The 19,563-nt window shown below is 70.8% G+C and carries 19 protein-coding genes; 7 read left to right on the forward strand and 12 right to left on the reverse strand.

The window, feature by feature from the left end; all coding sequences use genetic code 11:
* Both VQ03_RS02605 and VQ03_RS02610 read left to right on the forward strand, forming a co-directional pair.
* Window positions 1-714: ABC transporter substrate-binding protein (locus tag VQ03_RS02605; protein WP_048449318.1), on the forward strand; the 714-nt coding region annotated here is incomplete at its 5' end.
* 95 nt (window positions 715-809) lie between these two features.
* Window positions 810-1,676, forward strand: coding sequence for an NAD(P)-dependent oxidoreductase (locus VQ03_RS02610; protein WP_048449303.1), 867 nt, complete (start codon window positions 810-812; stop codon window positions 1,674-1,676).
* A gap of 110 nt (window positions 1,677-1,786) precedes the next feature.
* Here VQ03_RS02610 and glpK read toward each other — a convergent pair whose 3' ends face one another.
* The 12 genes from glpK to VQ03_RS02670 form a co-directional block, all read right to left on the reverse strand.
* On the reverse strand, window positions 1,787-3,280 hold the full coding sequence (gene glpK, locus VQ03_RS02615) for a glycerol kinase GlpK (RefSeq protein ID WP_048449304.1): 1,494 nt from the start codon (window positions 3,278-3,280) through the stop codon (window positions 1,787-1,789).
* A 23-nt stretch (window positions 3,281-3,303) separates the two neighbouring features.
* Window positions 3,304-3,738, reverse strand: coding sequence for a type II toxin-antitoxin system VapC family toxin (locus VQ03_RS02620; protein WP_048449305.1), 435 nt, complete (start codon window positions 3,736-3,738; stop codon window positions 3,304-3,306).
* A complete protein-coding gene (locus VQ03_RS02625) occupies window positions 3,735-3,974 on the reverse strand; it encodes a hypothetical protein (RefSeq protein WP_048449306.1) in 240 nt (79 codons plus the stop codon). The genes VQ03_RS02620 and VQ03_RS02625 overlap by 4 nt, the downstream gene beginning before the upstream one ends.
* Window positions 3,975-4,068: 94 nt before the next feature.
* Window positions 4,069-5,814: an ABC transporter substrate-binding protein gene (locus VQ03_RS02630; RefSeq protein WP_048449307.1), complete on the reverse strand. Its 1,746-nt coding sequence runs from the start codon at window positions 5,812-5,814 to the stop codon at window positions 4,069-4,071.
* A 72-nt stretch (window positions 5,815-5,886) separates the two neighbouring features.
* The gene (locus tag VQ03_RS02635; RefSeq protein WP_048449308.1) at window positions 5,887-6,168 is read right to left on the reverse strand and encodes a DUF2160 domain-containing protein; all 282 of its coding nucleotides are present in this window, start codon (window positions 6,166-6,168) and stop codon (window positions 5,887-5,889) included.
* 15 nt (window positions 6,169-6,183) lie between these two features.
* Complete coding sequence (locus VQ03_RS02640; protein WP_048449309.1) at window positions 6,184-6,981, reverse strand: carbohydrate ABC transporter permease; 798 nt, start codon at window positions 6,979-6,981, stop codon at window positions 6,184-6,186.
* Complete coding sequence (locus VQ03_RS02645) at window positions 6,981-7,958, reverse strand: carbohydrate ABC transporter permease (protein ID WP_048449310.1); 978 nt, start codon at window positions 7,956-7,958, stop codon at window positions 6,981-6,983. The genes VQ03_RS02640 and VQ03_RS02645 overlap by 1 nt, the downstream gene beginning before the upstream one ends.
* A complete protein-coding gene (locus tag VQ03_RS02650) occupies window positions 7,955-9,052 on the reverse strand; it encodes an ABC transporter ATP-binding protein (RefSeq protein WP_048449311.1) in 1,098 nt (365 codons plus the stop codon). Before VQ03_RS02650 ends, VQ03_RS02645 begins: the two co-directional genes overlap by 4 nt.
* Window positions 9,053-9,067: 15 nt before the next feature.
* Entirely contained in the window at window positions 9,068-10,153 is a 1,086-nt protein-coding gene (locus VQ03_RS02655) for an ABC transporter ATP-binding protein (RefSeq protein WP_048449312.1), read from the reverse strand.
* A gap of 24 nt (window positions 10,154-10,177) precedes the next feature.
* Window positions 10,178-11,722, reverse strand: a complete 1,545-nt coding sequence (gene glpD / locus VQ03_RS02660) for a glycerol-3-phosphate dehydrogenase (protein WP_425350022.1) — start codon at window positions 11,720-11,722, stop codon at window positions 10,178-10,180.
* 134 nt (window positions 11,723-11,856) lie between these two features.
* A complete protein-coding gene (locus VQ03_RS02665) occupies window positions 11,857-12,666 on the reverse strand; it encodes a DeoR/GlpR family DNA-binding transcription regulator (RefSeq protein ID WP_048449314.1) in 810 nt (269 codons plus the stop codon).
* 253 nt (window positions 12,667-12,919) lie between these two features.
* Window positions 12,920-13,993, reverse strand: coding sequence for an RHE_PE00001 family protein (locus VQ03_RS02670; protein WP_048449315.1), 1,074 nt, complete (start codon window positions 13,991-13,993; stop codon window positions 12,920-12,922).
* Between the two features lie 266 nt (window positions 13,994-14,259).
* On the opposite strand from VQ03_RS02670, the gene VQ03_RS02675 reads away from it, so the two are divergent.
* The 5 genes from VQ03_RS02675 (at window position 14,260) to VQ03_RS30820 (ending at window position 19,313) form a co-directional block, all read left to right on the forward strand.
* Window positions 14,260-15,195, forward strand: a complete 936-nt coding sequence (locus VQ03_RS02675; RefSeq protein ID WP_245291937.1) for a glycosyltransferase family protein — start codon at window positions 14,260-14,262, stop codon at window positions 15,193-15,195.
* The gene (locus VQ03_RS02680) at window positions 15,192-16,169 is read left to right on the forward strand and encodes a glycosyltransferase family 2 protein (protein WP_053078365.1); all 978 of its coding nucleotides are present in this window, start codon (window positions 15,192-15,194) and stop codon (window positions 16,167-16,169) included. Before VQ03_RS02675 ends, VQ03_RS02680 begins: the two co-directional genes overlap by 4 nt.
* Before the next feature lie 221 nt (window positions 16,170-16,390).
* Complete coding sequence (locus VQ03_RS02685) at window positions 16,391-17,161, forward strand: glycosyltransferase family 2 protein (protein WP_048449317.1); 771 nt, start codon at window positions 16,391-16,393, stop codon at window positions 17,159-17,161.
* A complete protein-coding gene (locus tag VQ03_RS30815; protein WP_053078366.1) occupies window positions 17,161-17,910 on the forward strand; it encodes a VTT domain-containing protein in 750 nt (249 codons plus the stop codon). Before VQ03_RS02685 ends, VQ03_RS30815 begins: the two co-directional genes overlap by 1 nt.
* Window positions 17,907-19,313 (forward strand): DUF2142 domain-containing protein, encoded by a 1,407-nt coding sequence (locus VQ03_RS30820; protein WP_053078367.1) that lies wholly within the window; start codon window positions 17,907-17,909, stop codon window positions 19,311-19,313. Before VQ03_RS30815 ends, VQ03_RS30820 begins: the two co-directional genes overlap by 4 nt.
* Window positions 19,314-19,563: the final 250 nt, after the last annotated feature.

Below are 19,563 nucleotides of genomic sequence, written 5' to 3' on the forward strand. Positions count from 1 at the left end.
CCCCCCTCCCCTCCGCCCTCCCCGGTGCGGATCGCCACCGAGGGAGGCCACCCGCCGTTCAACTACGTCGAGGACGGCAAGCCGGCGGGGTTCGAGGTCGAGCTGGCCCAGGCCCTGTGCGCGGAGGCCAGGCTCACCTGCACGGTCGTGCTCCACCAGTGGGACGGCATCATCAAGGGCCTGGAGGCGGGCGAGTACGACGCCATCATGGCGGCGATGGCGATCACCCCGAAGCGGGCCGCCCGCATCGCCTTCACCCGGCCCTATCTGCGGATCCCCTTCGCCTACGTCGCGCGGCGGGACACCTCGCTGCCGAATCCGGGCCCGGCGACCCTGCGCGGTCGCCGGATCGGCGTGGCGGCGCACGGGCCGCAGGTCGCCTATCTCGAGCAGCGGGTGCCGGGCGCCGAGATCCGCACCTTCGACAACCTCGCCGACGCGACCCTCGACCTCCGGGCCGGCCGGGTCGACCTGGTGCTCGGCGACAAGCTCGAACTCGCCAATTTCCTCGCCAGGCCCGAGGGCGATGCCTGCTGCCGGTTCGTCGGCGAGGTGCCGGCGGGCGAGCCGCTGCTCGGCGAGGGCGTCGGCATCGGCCTGCGCAAGGCCGACGGCGCCTTGCGCGAGACGTTCGAGCGGGCGCTCGCCGCGCTGATCGCGGATGGGCGCTACGACCGCATCCGGGCGAAGTTTATCCCGTTCGACACGAAGTGACGACACGCGGGTCGCGACACGCGTTTGACGGGCGTAGGCGCGGCTCACTACACCGGGGACCGATCGCCGGGATAACGGCGTGGGAGGATGAACGCATGGCAAAGGTCGCGTTTCTGGGTCTCGGCGTGATGGGGGGGCCGATGGCCCGTCACCTCGCCGCCAAGGGCCATGACGTCACGGTCTACAACCGCACCAAGGCCAAGGCCGACGATTGGGTGAAGGCCCATGGCGGCAGGGCGGCGGCGACGCCCCGGGAAGCGGCGGAAGGCCAGGAGATCGTCTTCGCCTGCGTCGGCAACGACGACGACCTGCGCCAGGTCACGACCGCCCCGGACGGCGCTTTCTCGGCGATGGGCAAAGGCACCGTCTTCGTCGATCACACCACCGCCTCGGCGGAAGTGGCCCGCGAGCTGTCCGAGGCGGCCGGGAAGGCCGGGTTCGGCTTCATCGACGCCCCGGTCTCCGGCGGCCAGGCGGGTGCCGAGAACGGCGTGCTCACCGTGATGTGCGGCGGTGACGCCGACACCTTCGCGCGGGTCGAGCCGGTGATCGCGGCCTATGCCCGCGCCTGCCGGCTGCTGGGGCCCGTCGGCGCCGGCCAGCTCGCCAAGATGATGAACCAGATCTGCATCGCCGGCCTGGTCCAGGGCCTGTCGGAGGCGGTGCATTTCGGCAAGCAGGCCGGCCTCGACATCGAGGCGGTGCTCGACGTGATCTCCAAGGGCGCCGCCGGCTCCTGGCAGATGGAGAACCGCGGCAAGACCATGAACGAGGGCAAGTTCGATTTCGGCTTCGCCGTCGACTGGATGCGCAAGGACCTGTCGATCGTCCTGGCCGAGGCGCGCCGCAACAAGGCCAAGCTGCCGGTGACGGCCCTCGTCGACCAGTTCTACGCCGAGGTGCAGAGCATGGGCGGCGGGCGCTGGGACACGTCGAGCCTGATCGCCCGGCTGGAGAAGTAAAAACGTCGGCGCGGCATCGTCGATGACAAGACGAAGCTCCCTCCCCTCTCCCAAACGGGAGAGGGGATCCCGCGCAGTCCAGTTCTTAGTCAGAGCTAGAAAGTTCGCCTCTACTTCCCCACCAGGCAGCTCACCGCCTTGCGCCAGCCGGCGAGCCGTCGCTCGCGTAAGGTCGGCTCCATCGCCGGGACGAAGCGGCGCTCCAGGCGCCAATGGTCGGCGAAGTGCTCGGGCTCCGGGTAGAGGCCGCAGGCGAGGCCGGCGAGATAGGCCGCCCCCAAGGCCGTCGTTTCCTTCACCTCGGGCCTGTCGACCGGGGCGGCGAGCAGGTCGGCGAGGCGCTGCATCGTCCAGTCGGAGGCGACCATGCCGCCATCGACCCGCAAAACCGTGGCGCTTCCGTCGCCGTCCGGCCAGTCGGCCCGCATGGCGGCGAGCAGGTCGGCGGTCTGGTAGCAGACGCTCTCCAGGGCCGCGCGGGCGAGCTCGGCCGGGCCGGTGCCGCGTGTGAGGCCGAACAGGGCGCCCCGGGCATCGGGCTCCCAGTAGGGCGCGCCGAGGCCGACGAAAGCCGGCACCAGGTAGACGTCCTGCGCCGGGTCGGCCCGCTCGGCCAGCGCCCCGGTCTCGGCCGCCGATTCGATGACGCCGAGCCCGTCGCGCAGCCACTGGACCGCGGCGCCCGCCACGAAGATCGAGCCTTCCAGCGCGTAGGTGCGCTGCCCGTTCAGCTGGTAGGCGATGGTGGTGAGGAGCTTGTTCTTCGAGGCGACCGGCTGGGTGCCGGTGTTGAGGAGGGCGAAGCACCCGGTGCCGTAGGTCGACTTGACCATGCCCGGCCGGAAGCAGGCCTGGCCCACCGTCGCGGCCTGCTGGTCGCCGGCCACGCCCCGGATCGGGATCGCGGCGCCGAACAGCTCCGGGTCGGTCTCACCGAAATCGCCGGAGGAATCGCGCACCTCCGGCAGCATCGAGGCCGGCACGCCGAGCAGCCCCATCAGCTCCTCGTCCCAGGCGCCGCGATGGATGTCGAAGAGCAGCGTGCGCGAGGCGTTGGTGGCGTCGGTGACGTGCAGCCGGCCGCCGGTGAGGCGCCACAGGAGATACGAATCGACGGTGCCGAAGGCGAGCTCGCCGGCCTCGGCGCGAGCGCGGGCGCCGGGCACGTTGTCGAGGATCCAGGCGATCTTGGTGCCGGAGAAATAGGGATCGAGGATCAGGCCGGTCTTCGCGGTCACCGCAGGCTCGTGGCCGGCCTCCTTGAGGCGGGCACAGATCCCGGCCGAGCGCCGGTCCTGCCAGACGATGGCGCGGTGCACCGCCTCGCCGGTGCGCTTGTCCCAGACCAGGGTCGTCTCACGCTGGTTGGTGATGCCGATCGCCGCCACGTCCCGGGCCGTGACCCCGGCCTGCGCCATCGCCGCCCGGCAGGTCTCGAGCGTCGTGCGCCAGAGGTCCTCCGGCTCGTGCTCGACCCAGCCCGAGGCCGGGAAATGCTGCGGGAACTCGGCCTGGGCGAGACCGGCGATCGAGGTGTCGGGCCGGAACAGCAGGGCGCGCGAGGAGGTGGTGCCCTGGTCGATGGCGAGGATGAGGGAGGACATCGGAGGGTCTTTCGCGCGGTGCGTTAGAGGGGTGGCGGCTCCAGCGTGGCGAGGCCGAGCGTGTCGGCCGCCCGGCGAAGCCGCGCGTCGAAGGTGGCGAAGGGCAGGCCGGTGACCTGAAGCAGCGCGAGGTGCAGGGCGTCGGGACCGCGCACGCCGAGGGCGGCATCCTCGACGATGGTGCGGGCAATCGCGAACATCTGGCGTGTGATGGTCAGCGGACGGCCGCGGGCCTCGCGCCAAGAAGTGAACAGTCCAACGACCTCGCGGGCTTCCTCGGCTTTCGCTTTGCGCTCACGCACTAACCGGGAGAGTGTCGCTGAGAATTCCAGAATGACGAGATCGGAGAAGACGGTCTGGACCGCCGGATCAAGCAGCCATGCCTCGATTCTCGAGCTTTCGGCTTCCTTGACGAAATCCGGAAGCAGGACGTTAGTGTCGCAATAGATACGGCTCACAGCCCCTCGTCCCGCATCTGACGGACGACGGCAGTGATATCGACCGGCTTTGAAAGAGTGACTCGCCGTTCGCGCAGCCGATCCATCTCCTCCTTCGTCACTGGCCGCGGCTCAGTCGGAATGAGCTGAGTCAAATCCTCATCCAGACGTATGATGATCACCTCCTCACCCGCACTCGCCTTGGCGAGGAGTTCGGGCAGGCGGGCAATGGCGTCTTCCATCCTGTAATAGGCCATGACAACCTCCGTGGCGGCATTTGCCGCCAGGATAGCGGAATCCGGCCGTCCGCGGAAAGGAGAGCCAGGGCGACGCGCCCCGGCTCCCTCAGGGTCACCCGCGCTTCGGCGGCGAGGCCGGCCAGCTCTTGATGAGCGTGTCGTAGTCGATCGTCTCACCCTTCGGCTTCTCGTCGGCGAGCTTGCGCTGGGGAGCCAGCGTGCCGTCCTTCTTGGCCTGCTCGTACCAGTGCTCGGCCGAGGTCTTGGGGTTGAGCTTGGGGCCGCACTCGCCCTGCACCTTCGAGCGCTCCAGGCGCGCCATCACGTCGTCCTGGGCCGCGGCCAGCGCATCCATCGCCGCCTGCGGGGTCTTGGCGCCCGAGGAGGCGTCGCCGATATTCTGCCACCAGAGCTGGGCGAGCTTGGGGTAGTCCGGCACGTTCACGCCGGTCGGGGTCCACTGCGTGCGGGCCGGCGAGCGGTAGAACTCGACCAGGCCGCCGAGCTTCGGCGCCCGCTCGGTGAAGGACTTGTCCCAGATGTCGCTCTCACGGATGAAGGTGAGGCCGACATGGCTCTTCTTCAGGCTGACCGTCTTCGAGACGATGAACTGCTGGTAGAGCCAGGCCGCCTTACGGCGATCGAGGGGGGTCGACTTCAGCAGGGTGAGCGAGCCGGCATCCTGGTAGCCGAGCTTCATGCCGTCCTTCCAGTACGGGCCCTTGGGCGAGGGCGCCATGCGCCATTTCGGCGTGCCGTCCTGGTTCATCACCGGGAGACCCGGCTTGACCATGTCGGCGGTGAAGGCGGTGTACCAGAACATCTGCTGGGCGACGTTGCCCTGCGACGGGACGGGGCCCGATTCCGAGAAGGTCATGCCGGCGGCCTGCGGGGGCGCGTACTTCTTCAGCCACTCGACGTATTTCGTCACCGAATAGACCGCCGCCGGGCCGTTGGTGTCGCCGCCGCGCTCGATCGAGGAGCCGACCGGTCGGCAGCCCTCCATGCGGATGCCCCACTCGTCGACCGGCTTGCCGTTCGGGATGCCCTTGTCGCCGTTGCCGGCCATCGACAGCCACGCATCGGTGAAGCGCCAGCCGAGGGACGGGTCCTTCTTGCCGTAGTCCATGTGGCCATAGACCTTGACGCCGTCGATCTCCTTGACGTCGTTGGTGAAGAAGTCGGCGATGTCCTCATAGGCCGACCAGTTGACCGGCACGCCGAGCTCGTAGCCGTACTTGGCCTTGAACTTCTCCTTGAGATCGGCCCGGGTGAACCAGTCGTAACGGAACCAGTACAGGTTGGCGAATTGCTGGTCGGGCAGCTGGTAGAGCTTGCCGTCCGGGCCGGTGCCGAAGGACTTGCCGATGAAGTCGTCGAGGTCGAGGGTCGGCGAGGTGACGTCCTTGCCCTCGCCCTTCATGAAGTCGGACAGGGCCACGGTCTGGCCGTAGCGGAAATGGGTGCCGACGAGGTCGGAATCGTTGATCCAGCCATCGTAGATGTTCTTGCCCGACTGCATCTGGGTCTGGATCTTTTCCACCACGTCGCCCTCCTGGAGGAGGTCGTGGCGGAGCTTGATCCCGGTGATCTCCGAGAAGGCCTTGGCGAGGGTACGGGCCTCGTATTCGTGGGTGGTGATCGTCTCGGAGACGAAGTTGATCTCCATGCCGGCGAAGGGCTTCGCCGCATCGACGAACCACTGCATCTCCTTGAGCTGCTCCTCCTTCGACAGGGTCGAGGGCTGGAACTCGGTATCGACCCAGCGCTTGGCTTCCTCCATGCCGGCGAAGGCGTGGCCGGCGGCGAGGCTGAGCGCGAGGGCGCTCGCAGCCGTGAGCAGACGATGGCGTTTCATATGGTGGTCCTCCCTCTGGTAGTGACGAAGCCCGCCTGATGCCGGCTCATGCCGGACGTGGCGGCGGGCTTTTCAAGCGAAGCGGAACATCACCGCCCCGTAAACGAGCGAGAGCGCGAGCGCCCATTCCAGGTTCGGGCCGACGAAGCCGAGCCAGGCGAGGTTGATGAAGGCGGTGCCGATGAGCGTCAGGAACAGCCGGTCGCCCCGCGTCGTCGGGATCCGCAGGATCCCGACCGCCTCGGTCTCCGGGCGCCACACGGCGAGGGTGGTCATCAGGGCGAGCAGGCCGGCGATGACCGCGAAGAAGATCGCGGTCTGCCAAGTCCAGGCCATCCAGGCGAAATCAGGCATCTTGGCTCTCCCCGATCACACCCGGCCGAGGGCGAAGCCCTTGGCGATGTAGTTGCGCACGAACCAGATCACGAGGGCGCCCGGCACGATGGTCAGCACGCCCGCCGCCGCGAGCAGGCCCCAATCCATGCCGGCGGCCGAGACCGTGCGGGTCATGGTGGCGGCGATGGGCTTGGCGTCGACCGAGGTCAGGGTGCGGGCGAGCAACAGCTCGACCCAGGAGAACATGAAGCAGAAGAAGGCGGCGACGCCGATGCCCGAGGCGATCAGCGGCATGAAGATCTTGACGAAGAATCTCGGGAAGGAATAGCCGTCGATCGCCGCGGTCTCGTCGATCTCCCGCGGCACGCCCGACATGAAGCCTTCGAGAATCCACACCGCCAGCGGCACGTTGAACAGGCAATGGGCGAGGGCCACCGCCCAGGGCGTATCGAACAGGCCGACCGCCGAGTAGAGGTTGAAGAACGGCAGCGCGAACACCGCCGGCGGCGCCATCCGGTTCGAGAGCAGCCAGAAGAACAGGTGCTTGTCGCCGATGAAGCTGTAGCGCGAGAAGGCGTAGGCCGCAGGCAATGCCAGCCCGATCGACAGAACCGTGTTGATCGCCACGTAGGACAGCGAGTTCAGGTAGCCGCCGTACCAGCTCGGATCGGTGAAGATCCGGATGTAGTTGTCGAACGTGATGGCATGCGGCCAGAGCGTCATGCCGGAATTGATTTCCTGGTTGGTCTTCAGGCTCATGTTCACGAGCCAGTAGATCGGCACCATCAGGAACAGCAGGTAGAGCGTCATCACGACGTGGCGCGGGCGCATCAGGCGGCCCTCCGGTCGAGCGGGATCGTGGTGGCTTGGGGCAGGCTGCCGGCGGCAGCGGCGGCATCCGCCGGGTCGCTCTCGGTGAGCACCGTGCGGTTGCCGGCATCGACATTGGTCATCACGGTGTAGAACACCCAGCAGACGCTGAGAATGATCAGGTTGTAGACGAGCGACATCGCCGCCGCCCGGCCGAGGTCGAACTGTCCCAGCGCCAGCTTGACGAGGTCGATCGACAGGAAGGTCGTGGCGTTGCCGGGTCCGCCGCCGGTGAGCACGAAGGGCTCGGTGTAGATCATGAACGAGTCCATGAACCGCAGCAGCACGGCGATCAGCAGGACGCGGCGCATCTTCGGCAGCTGGATGGTGCGGAAGATCGCCCACTGGCTCGCCCCGTCGATGCGGGCCGCCTGGTAATAGGCGTCGGGGATCGACTTCAGGCCGGCATAGCACAGGAGCGCGACGAGGCTCGTCCAGTGCCAGACATCCATGGTCACGATCGTGACCCAGGCGGCGAGCGCGCTGCCGGCGTAGTTGTAATCGATGCCGATCCTGTTCAGGAACGAGCCGAGCAGGCCGATATCGCTGCGGGCGAAGACCTGCCAGATCGTGCCGACGACGTTCCACGGGATGAGCAGCGGCAGGGCCATCAGCACGAGGCAGAAGGCGACCGAGCGGCCCTCGCGCGGCATCGACAAAGCCACCGCGATGCCGAGCGGCACCTCGATCGCCAGGATGATCGCGGAGAAGAGCAGGTTGCGCCACAGCGAATCGAAGAAGCGCTCGCCGAACTGGCTCGTGGGATCGAGCAGTTCCTGGAACCAGCCGAGGCCGTTCCAGAAGAACTGGTTGTTGCCGAAGGTGTCCTGGACCGAATAGTTGACCACCGTCATCAGCGGCAGCACCGCCGAGAAGGCGACGACGGCGAAGACCGGCAGGACGAGGAGCCAGGCCTTCTGGTTGACGGTCTTGGTCATGCGGCCTCTCCGGGCACCAGGGCGCCATCGGCGTAGATGTGGATCTGACGCGGATCGAGGGTCAGCGCGGCCTCGGTGCCGTCGAGGCTCTGGCCCTCCGCCACCGTCGCGACGAGGGGCCGGCCACCCAATTCGACCCGGGCGAGGCGCTGGCGGCCGATATCGTCGATGCGCCGCACCTGGACGGGCAACGTGAACCCCTTGCCGAGGCCCTTCGGCGTCAGATGCACGTATTCGGGCCGCACCCCGAGTTCGATGCGCTTCCCCTTCGGCAGGTCGGGATAGTGGCGGGCGAGCGGGATGGCGTGGCCCTCGATGGTCGCGGTCGCACCCCGGACCTCGGCGGGAAGCAGGTTCATGCCCGGCGAGCCGATGAAGTGGCCGACGAAGGTGTGGGCCGGGCGCTCGAACAATTCGTCCGGCGTGCCGGTCTGCACCACCGCCCCGTCATGCATCACCACCACCGTGTCGGCGAAGGTCAGCGCCTCGGTCTGGTCGTGGGTGACGTAGATCATCGTCAGGTCGAGCTTGCGGTGCAGCTCCTTGAGGGTCGAGCGCAGCTGCCATTTCAGGTGCGGGTCGATGACGGTGAGCGGCTCGTCGAACAGGATCGCCGCCACGTCCGGGCGCACGAGGCCGCGGCCGAGCGAGATCTTCTGCTTCATGTCCGCCGTCAGGTTGTTGGCGCGGCGGTCGAGCACCCGGGTGAGGTCGAGCAGCCCGGCGATCTCCTCCACCCGCGACCGGATGGTGGCCGGAGCGACGCGGCGGTTCTTGAGCGGGAAGGCCAGATTCTCCCGCACCGTCATGGTGTCGTAGACGACCGGGAACTGGAACACCTGGGCGATGTTGCGCCCCTCGGTCGGCACCGTGGTGACGTCGCGGTCGTCGAACAGGATGCGGCCGCGGGTCGGGACCACGAGGCCCGAGATGATGTTGAGGAGGGTGGACTTGCCGCAGCCCGACGGCCCGAGCAGCGCGTAGGCGCCGCCCTGGCGCCAGACGTGGTCGATCTCCTTGAGCGCGTAATCCTGCGGCCCTTGCGGGTTCGGGCCGTAGGCGTGGGCGAGGTGGTCGAGAGTGATGCGGGCCATGTCCCCCTCTCCTCTCTAGGCCGCCGCCGGCAGGTCGAAGGCGGCGGTGCGGCCGGCGGCGTCGAAGACCAGGGCGTGGCGCGGGTCGAGCCAGGCGGTCACGGCCGTGCCGGGCTCCAGCCGGCGCACCCCGGCCACGAGGGCGATCAGGCGGCTCTCGCCGGCATCGATGTGCACGAAGCTCTCCGAGCCGGTGATCTCGGCGACCGAGACGGTGGCGGGCAGGGCGATCGCCTCGACGGGCAGCGGGTCGAGGGCGAGGTGATGGGCGCGAAAGCCGATCGTGTAGGCACCGTCCGGGACGGTCGCGAGCGTGCCGGTCGCCCGCACCTGGCCGCCGGTCGGCAGGGTGACCCGGCCGCCGGCCTTCAGGACGCTCAAGGTGTTGAGCGGCGGGTCGGAGAAGACCTTCGCGGTGATCAGGTCGTCGGGCCGGCGATAGACGTCCGGCGTCGGGCCGACCTGGGTGACGCGGCCCTGGTGCAGGGTGGCGGTGCGCCCGCCGAGCATCAGCGCCTCCGCCGGCTCGGTGGTGGCGTAGACGAAGATCGCGCCGGTCGCCGCGAAGATGCGCGGCAGTTCCTCGCGCAGTTCCTCGCGCAGCTTGTAGTCGAGGTTGGCCAGCGGCTCGTCCATCAGCACGAGGTCGGCGCGCTTGCACAAGGCCCGGGCGATGGCGGTGCGCTGCTGCTGGCCGCCGGAGAGTTCGAGGGGCTTGCGCTTGAGGTAGGGGGCGAGCCGCAGCAGAGCCGCCGCCTCCTGGACCCGCGCCTCGATCTCAGCCCTCGCGACGCCGGCCACCCGCATCGGCGAGGCGATGTTCTCGTAGACCGAGAGCGACGGGTAGTTGATGAATTGCTGGTAGACCATCGCGACGTTGCGGCGTTGCACCGGCAGCCCGGTCACGTCCTTGCCGTCGGCGAGGATCCGGCCCTCGCTCGGCGCCTCGAGCCCGGCCATCAGGCGCATCAGGGTGGTCTTGCCGGCCAGCGTCTGGCCGAGCAGCACGTTGAGCGAGCCCTTCGGCAGGGCGAGGCTGACGTCGCGGATATGCGTCTCAGGGCCAACCCGCTTGGTGACGCTCTCCAGGATCAGGGTCATGGCGCCCTCCCGTCTCTTTTCTTGTCAGGCCGCCGTCTGGGCGGCGGCGGCGCGGCGCATGAAGTCGTCGAGGGCGGCGGCCTCGGCGGGGCCGACCCTAAGGCCGAGCTTGGAGCGGCGCCAGAGCACGTCGTCGGCGGCGGTGGCCCATTCGCGCCGCATCAGGTGGCGCACCTCGCGCTCGGTCAGGTCCGCGCCGAAGGTCCGGCCGAGATCGGCCATGGAGCGGGCGCCGCTCAGGATCTCCCGCGCCTCGGTGCCGTAGGCCCGCACCAGCCGGGCGACCAGCGCCTCCGGCACGCCCGGATGCAGGCGCACGAGGCCCGACACCACCTCGTCGTAGCGCTCCTTCGGGAAGTTGCCACCCGGCAAGGTGGCGCCGGAGGTCCAGGGGCTCCTACGGGCCGCCGGCAGGTGGTCCTTCAGCCGGTCGAGCGCCGATTCCGCGAGGCGGCGATAGGTGGTGATCTTGCCGCCGAAGACCGAGAGCATCGCCGGCTGGCCCTCCGGCGCGTCGAGGGTCAGCACGTAGTCGCGGGTGGCTTCCTGCGCCTTCGAGGCGCCGTCGTCGTAGAGCGGGCGCACGCCCGAATAGGTCCACACCACCTCGTCGCGGGTGACGGGATCGCGGAAGTACTCGCTCGCGGCGGCGCAGAGATAGGCGATCTCCTCCTCGCTCGCCTTCACGTCGGCGGGGTCGCCCGTGTAGTCGCGGTCGGTGGTGCCGATCAGCGTGAAGTCGCGCTCGTAGGGGATCGCGAAGATGATGCGCTGGTCGGCGTTCTGGAAGATGTAGGCCCGGTCGTGCTGGAACAGGCGGCGCACCACGATATGGCTGCCCTGGACCAGGCGCACGCCCTCGGTCGAGTTGGCCCGCGCCACGCCCGTCAGCACGTTGGCGACCCAGGGACCGGCGGCGTTGACCAGGGTGCGGGCCCGCACGGTGTCGCGGGCGCCGGTCTGGCGGTCCTCCACCGTCAGTTCCCACAGGCCCCCGGCGCGGGTGGCGGTGACGACCCGGGTGCGCGGGCGGATCACCGCGCCGCGCTCGGCGGCGTCGCGGGCATTCAGCACCACGAGGCGCGAATCCTCGACCCAGCAATCCGAATATTCGAAAGCGCGGCGAAAGCCGGGTTTCAGCGGCTGGCCGGCGGGATCGCGGGTGAGGTCGAGGGTGCGGGTGCCGGGCAGGCGCTTGCGGCCGCCGAGATTGTCGTAGAGCAGGAGCCCCAAGCGCAGGAGCCAGCCCGGCCTGAGCCCCGAATGGTGCGGCAGCACGAAGCGCAGGGGCCAGACGATGTGGGGCGCCATGCCCCACAGGACCTCGCGCTCCATCAGGGCCTCGCGGACCAGTCGGAACTCGTAATGCTCCAGGTAGCGCAGGCCGCCATGGATCAGCTTGGTCGAGGTCGAGGAGGTGCCGCTGGCCAGATCGTTCTGCTCGAACAGCACCACCGAGGCGCCGCGGCCCACCGCGTCGCGGGCGATGCCGCAGCCATTGATGCCGCCGCCGATCACCGCGAGGTCGAACACCCCGCGCTCGTCGCCGGGCTGCTGCCTGGGGGCCAAGGCCACCTCCCTGTCGGAGCCTTTCGGCTCTTTCGTTTGCATCCGACTGCGAATCTAGACGCCGGCGAACGCTGACGCAAGCGAAACCGAAAGCAGGGAGGTGCGAACGAAAGCCTATGACTTTCGGTTTCGCGTCACTCCGCGGCGTCGGAGGTCTCGTGCGCGCCCGTTCCCGCCTCGACCAGCGCGACGCGGTTGACCGCGCACATCTCGCGCAACGCACCGGAGGGCAGCGCGTCGGTGACGAAGTAGTCGAGCTCGCGCAGGTGGCCGACCCGGATCGGCGCCGAGCGTTCGAGCTTCAGCTTGTCGGCGACCAGGATCACCCGGCGGGCATTCTCGATGATGGCGCGGGCGACGCGGACCTCGCGGTAGTCGAAATCGAGCAGGGTGCCGTCCTCGTCGATCGCCGAGGCGCCGATCACCGCGTAATCGACCTTGAACTGGTTGATGAAATCGACTGCCGCCGAGCCGATCACCGCCCCGTCCGCCCGCCGCACCGGCCCGCCGGCGACGATCAGGCTCATCTTCGGGTGGCGGTAGAGGAGCGTCGCCACGTTGAGATTGTTGGTGATGACCAGAAGGTCCTCGTGGTCGCCCAGCGCCCGGGCCACCTCCTCGGTGGTGGTGCCGATATTGATGAACAGCGAGGCGCTGTTGGGGATCAGCCGCGCCGCCGCCTCGCCGATCGCCCGCTTCTCGCCATGGGCGACGAGGCGGCGCGCCTCGTAGGAGACGTTCTCGACGCCCGAGGCCACCACGGCGCCGCCATGGATGCGCGACAGGAGCCGGCTGTCGCACAATTCGTTCAGGTCCTTGCGGATCGTCTGCGGCGTCACCTCGAAGCGCGCCGCCAGGTCCTCCACGCTGACCCGCCCGTGCAGGCGGGCGAGGGCGAGGATGTCCTGCTGGCGCTGGGAAACCTGGTCGATCACGACGCGCATGCCTTGGTCTTGCCCGCGAAGGCCGCGGGGGCGGGCATTGTCGGGGCAAGCCGGGCCGGGCGCAATCGGGTGGCGCGGGTCGCCCCCGTCGTCTGCACTGATCGGGTGCAGAGGTGGGTCATGACACGGATCCTGACGATCGGCCTCGACGACGATCTCGTCGCATCCACCGCCGGTCAGGTCGCGAGCGGCCGCTCCGCCTCGGCCGACGAAGGCGTCGAGGCCGACGACCGCCGAGGTGAACGGCACCCCTTCAAACGATCCCCCACGCCCGATACCGCCGCCGCTCCGTCAGTTCCCGCGGCCGGGCGGATCCCAGTTCCGCCAGCATCGTCTCCACCGCCTGCGGGCTGACCGACAGCGCCCGGGCGGCGCTCGCCACGGTGACGAGGGGCGTGCCGACGAACAGGTCGACGAGCTGGGGCAGGCGCGAGGTCCGGCGCCGCCCGGTGCAGGCGCGCAGCATCACCTCGCGGGCGAGCGCTAGGCGGTCGAGGTCGCGTCCCATCAGGCGGGCGGAGGCCTCGATCGCGTCGAGGAGGCCGGCCAGGCGGTCGGTGAGCGGCAGGGCCCGCGACCAGCGCGCCCGGCTGTCGCGCAGGCCCAGCGCCAGGGCCGGCAGATGGGCGTTGGCCTTGGCCCGGGCCCGCAGCAGGGCGGCCGCCGCGAGCGGCCCGCGATGGCCCCGGCGCGGGGCCGGATCGAGCACCAGCCAGGCATCGAGGGCGATCACGGCGGCCAGCACCGCCGGCAGGTCGCGGGTCCCGTCGATGACGCGCCGCCAGGCGGCCACGGGATCGTCGGCCGCGGGGCGTGGGGCCGGCGCACCCGCCTCGTAATCCGCGAGGGTGCGGCGGGTGCGGGCGAGGAGCCGGTCGATGACGGCGAAGTCGGGATCCGGCTCCTCCGCCGCGACCTCCACCGGATTGCCCTCCTCCCCGGCTTCCGGCGCGCCCGGCCCCGGCCCGGGCCCGGCCAGCAGCGCCCAGCCGGGACCGGAGAAGGCCCAGCCCGGCGGGGCGGCGGCGAGGCGGCGGCGGTCGGCCAGCACCGCGACCGCGCGGCCGAGGGCAAGGGTCGGGCGGCGCACGTCCATCGCCGCCTCGTGCAGCACCAGGTCCTCCAGGGCGACGAGCTCGCCGTCGAGATGCAGGGCCGCCTGGGCGTCGAACAGGTGCGCCCGCGCCCGTGCGCCGTCGGCCAGCACCGGCTCGGCCCGGGCGAGACGCTCGTCGAGGCGCACCAGCGCGTCGGAGGCCGCCTCCAGGGGGTCGGTCAAGCCCCGCCAGGCGGCGGGAAGGCGGATGGTGTCGAAATCGTAAACCATTGCCACGGCACGATAGGGATCATCTGGATCAACGGAACCTGGCTTTCGCTTGGGTTACCGGTCAAGCTTTGGCAAGGCGCGGCGGGGCTCTCGGGCGTCTCCGGCCCCTGGAGCATGGGAGACATCCCCGCATGGGCGTCGGTCCGGCCGATTGTTGCGGCGGCTGCCCCATTTTCGCTGCCGCGGTCGTGTATCGATCCGCCCGACCCGGCCGCTCCAGGGCGGCGAGGTCACCATGATCCCCCCGGCGCCGCGCCAGGCGGTGCGTGTGCCAGCCCATCGCCGAGACGATCCTGTCGACCTCTCCCGCTTCCCCTCCCCCGTCCGTCGCCATCGGCGTCACGGTGTTCCGGCCTGACGCAGCGCAGGCCGCGGCCCTGCGCGCCCGGGTCGAGGCGGAGGCTCGCCCCACCATCGTGTTCGACAATGGCGGCCTCTCCGCGGAGGACGCCGCCCATCTTCGCCGGCACGGCGCCCGGGTGCTGTCGGCGGGCCGGAACATCGGGGTCGGCGGCGCCCTCGACGCGATCGCTCGGGCAGCCGCGGAGGCGGGGGCGGCCTGCCTGCTGCTCCTCGACCAGGATGCCGCGTTCTCGCCCGGGCAGGTCTCGGAGCTGGAGGCGGCGCTGGCGCGGTTGCGGGGCCTGGATCGACCGGCCGCCGTAGTCGGCCCGCGGCCCGAAGCGGCGCCGGGCCGCAAGGCGCCGGCCTATCCGCGCCGGCCGGACATTCCGGACAGCGGCTCGCTCGTGCCGGTGGAGTTCCTGGCCACTTCCGGCTCGCTCGTCGACCTCGCGGCCTATGCGCGGATCGGCCCGTTCCGGAGCGACTTCTTCATCGACGGCGTCGATCTCGAATGGTGCTTCCGCGCCTGGGAGCGGGGCTATGGCTGCTGGATGGAGACGGGCACCGCCCTCCCCCACCGGGTCGGGGCCGGGGTGATCCGGTCGCGCCTCCTCGGCATCGAGATGCCGCGCCAGCCGCCGTTCCGCATGGCGGCCTACCTGCGCAACAGCGTCTATGCTTGGCGGCTGCCGCACGTGCCCCGGCGCTGGTGCTTGCGCCAGGCCGCCTACCTGCCCCTCCAGGCCCTGCTCTACTGGGCCGATGCCGGCTATCGCCCGAGCGTGCTCGCGCATCTGGCCGGCGGGGTGCTCGACGGCCTGCGCGGCCGGCTCGGGCAGCCGCGAGGACTGCCATGACGAGGATTGCCGCGATGCCCGAGACCTCCCCCGCCCTCGACGTGGTGATCGTCAACTGGAACGGCGGCGCCCTGCTGCGGACCTGCCTCGCCAGCCTGTCGGCGGCCGAGGACGGCCTCGGCGACGCCTTGCGCTTGCGGGTCGTCGTGGTCGACAACGCCTCGCGCGACGGCTCGCTGGAAGATTTGCCGCGCCTGCGCCACGGCCCGGCGGTGATCGCCAATCCCGACAACCAGGGCTTCGGCCGGGCCTGCAATGCCGGCGCGGCGCGGGGGACCGCCCCCGCGATCCTGTTCCTCAACCCCGACGCGCGGGTCACGGCCGAGAGCCTCGCCGGCGCCCACGCGGCCCTGATGGTGGAGGCGGAGACCGGCATCGTCGGCGCGCAGCTCCTCGACGAGGAAGGCCGCGTGCAGCGCTCCTGCGCCCGGCGGCCGAACGCCCTCTCGCTGGTCGGCCAGGCGCTCCTCCTCGACCGGGCGCGGCTGGTGCCCTCCCACTTCATGACCGAGTGGGACCATGCCGAGGACCGGGCGGTCGACCAGGTGATGGGCGCCTTCCTGATGATCCGCCGGTCGCTCTTCGAGGCCCTGGGCGGCTTCGACGAGCGCTTCTTCGTCTATTACGAGGATGTCGATCTCTGCGCCCGGGCCTGGGATGCGGGCTTCGCGGTGCGCCATCTCGCCGGCATCACGGTGCGGCACGAGGGCCAGGGCACCACCCGGGCGGCCAAGGCCCACCGGCTCGCCTGCTTCCTCGAGAGCCAGATCCGCTACGCCGCCAAGCATCACGGCCGGGCGACGGCGCTGGCGCTCGTGGCGACGGCCTTCGGCGCGCAGGTGCCCCTGCGCCTCGTCCAGGCGCTGGCGCGGCGCTCGAGGGCAGAGGCCGGCGAGGTCCTGCGCGCGGCGCGCCTCCTCGCCCGGGCGCTGCCCGGCCTCATGCGGGCGGTCCATGCGCACCCCGCCCGCTGAATCCAGTCGGCTACGGCTTTCCCGCAACAGCCGGCGAGCAATCGCGCACGGGAGCAGGTGCCGCTCTGGCAAGCCGGGGCCGGGCTGCCTAGAGCTTCCTTCGACGCAGTGAAGACCGGCCCACCGCAGGCAAGGCGCGACGATCGACAACCCTGGCGCAGCATCCGGCCGTCGCACGATCGGGCGCTGCTCCGGACAAGGACGAAAACCTCGGACTCTCCATGCTTCACGGGAAGAAGATCGCCGTCGTCCTGCCGGCCTACAACGCCGCGGCGACGCTGCGGCGCACCTACGCCGAGATCCCCCTCGACATCGTCGACGACGTCATCCTGGTCGACGATGCCAGCCGCGACGAGACCGTGGCGGTGGCGCAGGAACTCGGCCTGACGACGGTGCTCCACCCGCGCAATTGCGGCTATGGCGGCAACCAGAAGACCTGCTACCGCACGGCGCTCGCCCGCGGCGCCGACATCGTGGTGATGCTCCACCCCGACTACCAATACGCCCCGCGCCTCGTCACCGCGATGGCCTCGATGATCGTCTCGGGCGAGTACGACGCGGTGCTGGCCTCGCGCATCCTCGGCAAGGGGGCGCTCGTCGGCGGCATGCCGCTCTACAAGTACGTCGCCAATCGCGGCCTCACCTTCGTGCAGAACATCCTGATGGGACAGAAGCTGTCCGAGTACCACAGCGGCTACCGCGCCTGGAGCCGCCCGGTGCTGGAGGGGCTGGCCCTCGACCGCTGCTCGGACGACTTCGTGTTCGACAACCAGATGCTGGCCCAGGCGATGGACGCCGATTTCCGCATCGGCGAGATCTCCTGCCCGACGCGCTACTTCCCCGAGGCCTCCTCGATCAACTTCCGCCGCAGCGTCGTCTACGGCCTCGGCGTGCTGAAGACCTCCCTCGCCTACCGTCTGCACCGCTGGGGCCTGCGGGCCGACCCGCTCTTCGGCCCCCCCGCCGCGAGCGCCGTGCGGGTGCAGCCGTGATGCGCCGCGGCCTGATCTCGGCGGGGGTCTCGGTGGGGCTCCTGGCGGGCCTCGCCGCCCTGGCGCTGCTGCCCTTCGGCCTCGGCCTGGTGGCGCCCGGCACCCCGGGCGACGTGGTCGCCTGGCTCTCCGCCCTGTGCGAGCGCCAGGGCGCCGCCGGGCCGGCCGTGCTCGTCGCGGCCCAGACCCTGATCGCGGCGAGCGGCGTGCTGCCGGCCTCCCTCCTCGGCGTCGCCGCCGGCACGCTGCTCGGCACCGGCGCGGGCTTCGCCGCGGCCGCGGCCGGCACGATGGCGGGGGCTCTCGTGAGCTTCGCGATCGGCCGCGGGCTGCTGCGCGGACGCCGGCCCGGCTTCCTCGCCGGCGGCCGCTGGGCGGCGGCCCTCGACCGATCGGTGGCGGCGGAGGGCTGGCGCCTCGTCTGCCTGATGCGGCTCTCGCCGGTGATGCCCTTCGCCCCGACGAGCTACGCGCTCAGCCTCAGCAGCGTGCGCCTCGTGGATTACCTCCTCGGCACCCTGGCGGCCCTGCCGGCGCTCCTCGCCTACGTGATGCTGGGCGCGCTCGGGCGCACGGCGCTCGCCGGCGAGGCGGAGTGGCTGCGCGGCGCCGTCCTGGTCCTGGGTCTCGGCGCCACGGTACTGCTGCTGCGCAAGCTGAAGCGGCTCGCCCGAGGCTTTGCCCCCGAGCGCGCCGCACCCGAGCAGCCCCCGGCTCCCGAGGCGGCCTTGAGGGGCGAGCAACGGTGATCGGCGGCATCGACCGGTCGGGGAAGCGGCTCTGGCTCGCGGCCTTCGCGGCGCTCGGCCTGCCGCTCTGCCTGCTCCTCGCCGTCCTCGTACCGCTCGGCGGGGTGGCGGACGAATCCTCCCACCTGCTGCGGGCCGTGGCCCTCCTCGACGGCCAGGTCGTCGGGCACCGGGAGACCGTGACCTATTCCGACGGCGTCCGGCGCCCGGCCGCCGGCGTCACCGTCGATCCGGCCTGGGAGATCCTGAGCCGCCGCCAGTCCCCGGCATCCCAGGTCGTTCCGGTGCCGGAGCCGATGCCCGCCCCGGGAAGCCCGGCCTTCCTGCCGCTCTACACCATCGCCACCTACTTCCCGGGCTTCTACGTCCCGGCCGCCCTGGGGATCGGCGCCGGGACGGCGTTGGGGCTCACCGAGGCCGGGGCCGCCCTCCTCGGACGGTTCGCCAACATCGCGGCCTACGGCGCCTTCGGGCTCGCAGCGCTGGCGCTCGCCCGGCACGGCCGGGCGTTGCTCTTCGGTGTCCTGGTTCTGCCGATGAGCCTGTCGCTCGCCGCGTCCTTCAACCAGGACGGCCTGATGATCGCCGCCTGCGCGCTGGCCGCCGCGCTCCTCACCGGAGAGGAACCGTGGCGCCGGCGCCTCGCGGCCACTCTGATCGCCCTCGTGGTGCTGGCCAAGCCTCCCTACGCGGCGATCGCCGCCATGCTGCTGGTGCCGCTGCCGCCGCGCTTCCCGGCGAGCCCGGTCTTCTGGCGCCGGGTCGGCATCATGGTGCTGGCGGTGCTGCCCGGGGTGCTGTGGATCCTCTACACGACCGCCGGCATCGCGACCCCGGTGCCGCGCCTCGCCTACGAGGCCGGCCCGCTCTGGACCGGCCCGCGCCCGGCGCAGTTCCTCGGCACCGACACCCGGGCGCAGGCCCAGGTGCTCCTCTCCGATCCGCGGCTGCTCCTCACCCTGCCGGCGCAATGCCTGTTCAGCCTCAAGCGGGCCCTGATGCTCGCCGCCGGGGCGATCGGGATCTTCGGCCTGCTCGACAAGATGCTGCCGGCGGCGGTCTACGCCGCCTGGGGCGCCGGGCTGGTCGGGCTCGCACTCCTGTGCGGACGGAGCGTGCGGCTGCGCCGGATCGACCTGGCGCTGCTCGCCGCCGCGGCGCTCGTCGCCATCTGGCTCGTCCTGCTGTCGCAATACCTGTCCTGGACCGATGTCGGCGACGTGCGGATCTACGGCCCGCAGGGGCGCTACCTCCTGCCCCTGATCCCGATGCTCGTCCTCGCCGTCACCCCGCAGCCCGCCGCGGCCCGCACGCCCGGGTTGCGCTGGGCCTTCGCCCTCGGTACCGCGGTGGCGGCCCTCGACCTCGTCGTGGTGCCGCTCGCCACCGCGCGGATGTTCTGAGGCGGGGCGGGCCGATCGATTTGCACACCGGATCGTGCGGGTTTCCCCCTCTTCCCGCCGGTGGGGAGAGGGCTGCGCTCCCGTCCAAGGAGCGCAGCGGGCCCGCAGCGAACCGCAGGTTCAGCGCGAGGGTGAAGGGGGTGTCTCCGGAAGAGCCTCACTCGTCGAGCCCCCCTTAACCCTCGCTCCGGCTTACGCCTCCGCTTGCCGCGTCTCCCGAACGGAGACACGGCCCTCTCCCCGCCCGCGG

Origin of the sequence: Methylobacterium tarhaniae (assembly GCF_001043955.1) — a bacterium.
Classification (GTDB): domain Bacteria; phylum Pseudomonadota; class Alphaproteobacteria; order Rhizobiales; family Beijerinckiaceae; genus Methylobacterium; species Methylobacterium tarhaniae.

Bases quoted from the DNA above. Each gene is read 5' to 3' on its own strand.
- VQ03_RS02610 (WP_048449303.1), top strand. From the start codon at position 810: ATGGCAAAGGTCGCGTTTCTGGGTCTCGGCGTGATGGGGGGGCCGATG.
- glpK (WP_048449304.1), bottom strand. From the start codon at position 3,280: ATGTCCTCCCTCATCCTCGCCATCGACCAGGGCACCACCTCCTCGCGC.
- VQ03_RS02625 (WP_048449306.1), bottom strand. From the start codon at position 3,974: ATGGCCTATTACAGGATGGAAGACGCCATTGCCCGCCTGCCCGAACTC.
- VQ03_RS02630 (WP_048449307.1), bottom strand. From the start codon at position 5,814: ATGAAACGCCATCGTCTGCTCACGGCTGCGAGCGCCCTCGCGCTCAGC.
- VQ03_RS02635 (WP_048449308.1), bottom strand. From the start codon at position 6,168: ATGCCTGATTTCGCCTGGATGGCCTGGACTTGGCAGACCGCGATCTTC.
- VQ03_RS02640 (WP_048449309.1), bottom strand. From the start codon at position 6,981: ATGCGCCCGCGCCACGTCGTGATGACGCTCTACCTGCTGTTCCTGATG.
- VQ03_RS02645 (WP_048449310.1), bottom strand. From the start codon at position 7,958: ATGACCAAGACCGTCAACCAGAAGGCCTGGCTCCTCGTCCTGCCGGTC.
- VQ03_RS02650 (WP_048449311.1), bottom strand. From the start codon at position 9,052: ATGGCCCGCATCACTCTCGACCACCTCGCCCACGCCTACGGCCCGAAC.
- VQ03_RS02655 (WP_048449312.1), bottom strand. From the start codon at position 10,153: ATGACCCTGATCCTGGAGAGCGTCACCAAGCGGGTTGGCCCTGAGACG.
- VQ03_RS02665 (WP_048449314.1), bottom strand. From the start codon at position 12,666: ATGCGCGTCGTGATCGACCAGGTTTCCCAGCGCCAGCAGGACATCCTC.
- VQ03_RS02670 (WP_048449315.1), bottom strand. From the start codon at position 13,993: ATGGTTTACGATTTCGACACCATCCGCCTTCCCGCCGCCTGGCGGGGC.
- VQ03_RS02680 (WP_053078365.1), top strand. From the start codon at position 15,192: ATGACGAGGATTGCCGCGATGCCCGAGACCTCCCCCGCCCTCGACGTG.
- VQ03_RS02685 (WP_048449317.1), top strand. From the start codon at position 16,391: ATGCTTCACGGGAAGAAGATCGCCGTCGTCCTGCCGGCCTACAACGCC.
- VQ03_RS30815 (WP_053078366.1), top strand. From the start codon at position 17,161: ATGCGCCGCGGCCTGATCTCGGCGGGGGTCTCGGTGGGGCTCCTGGCG.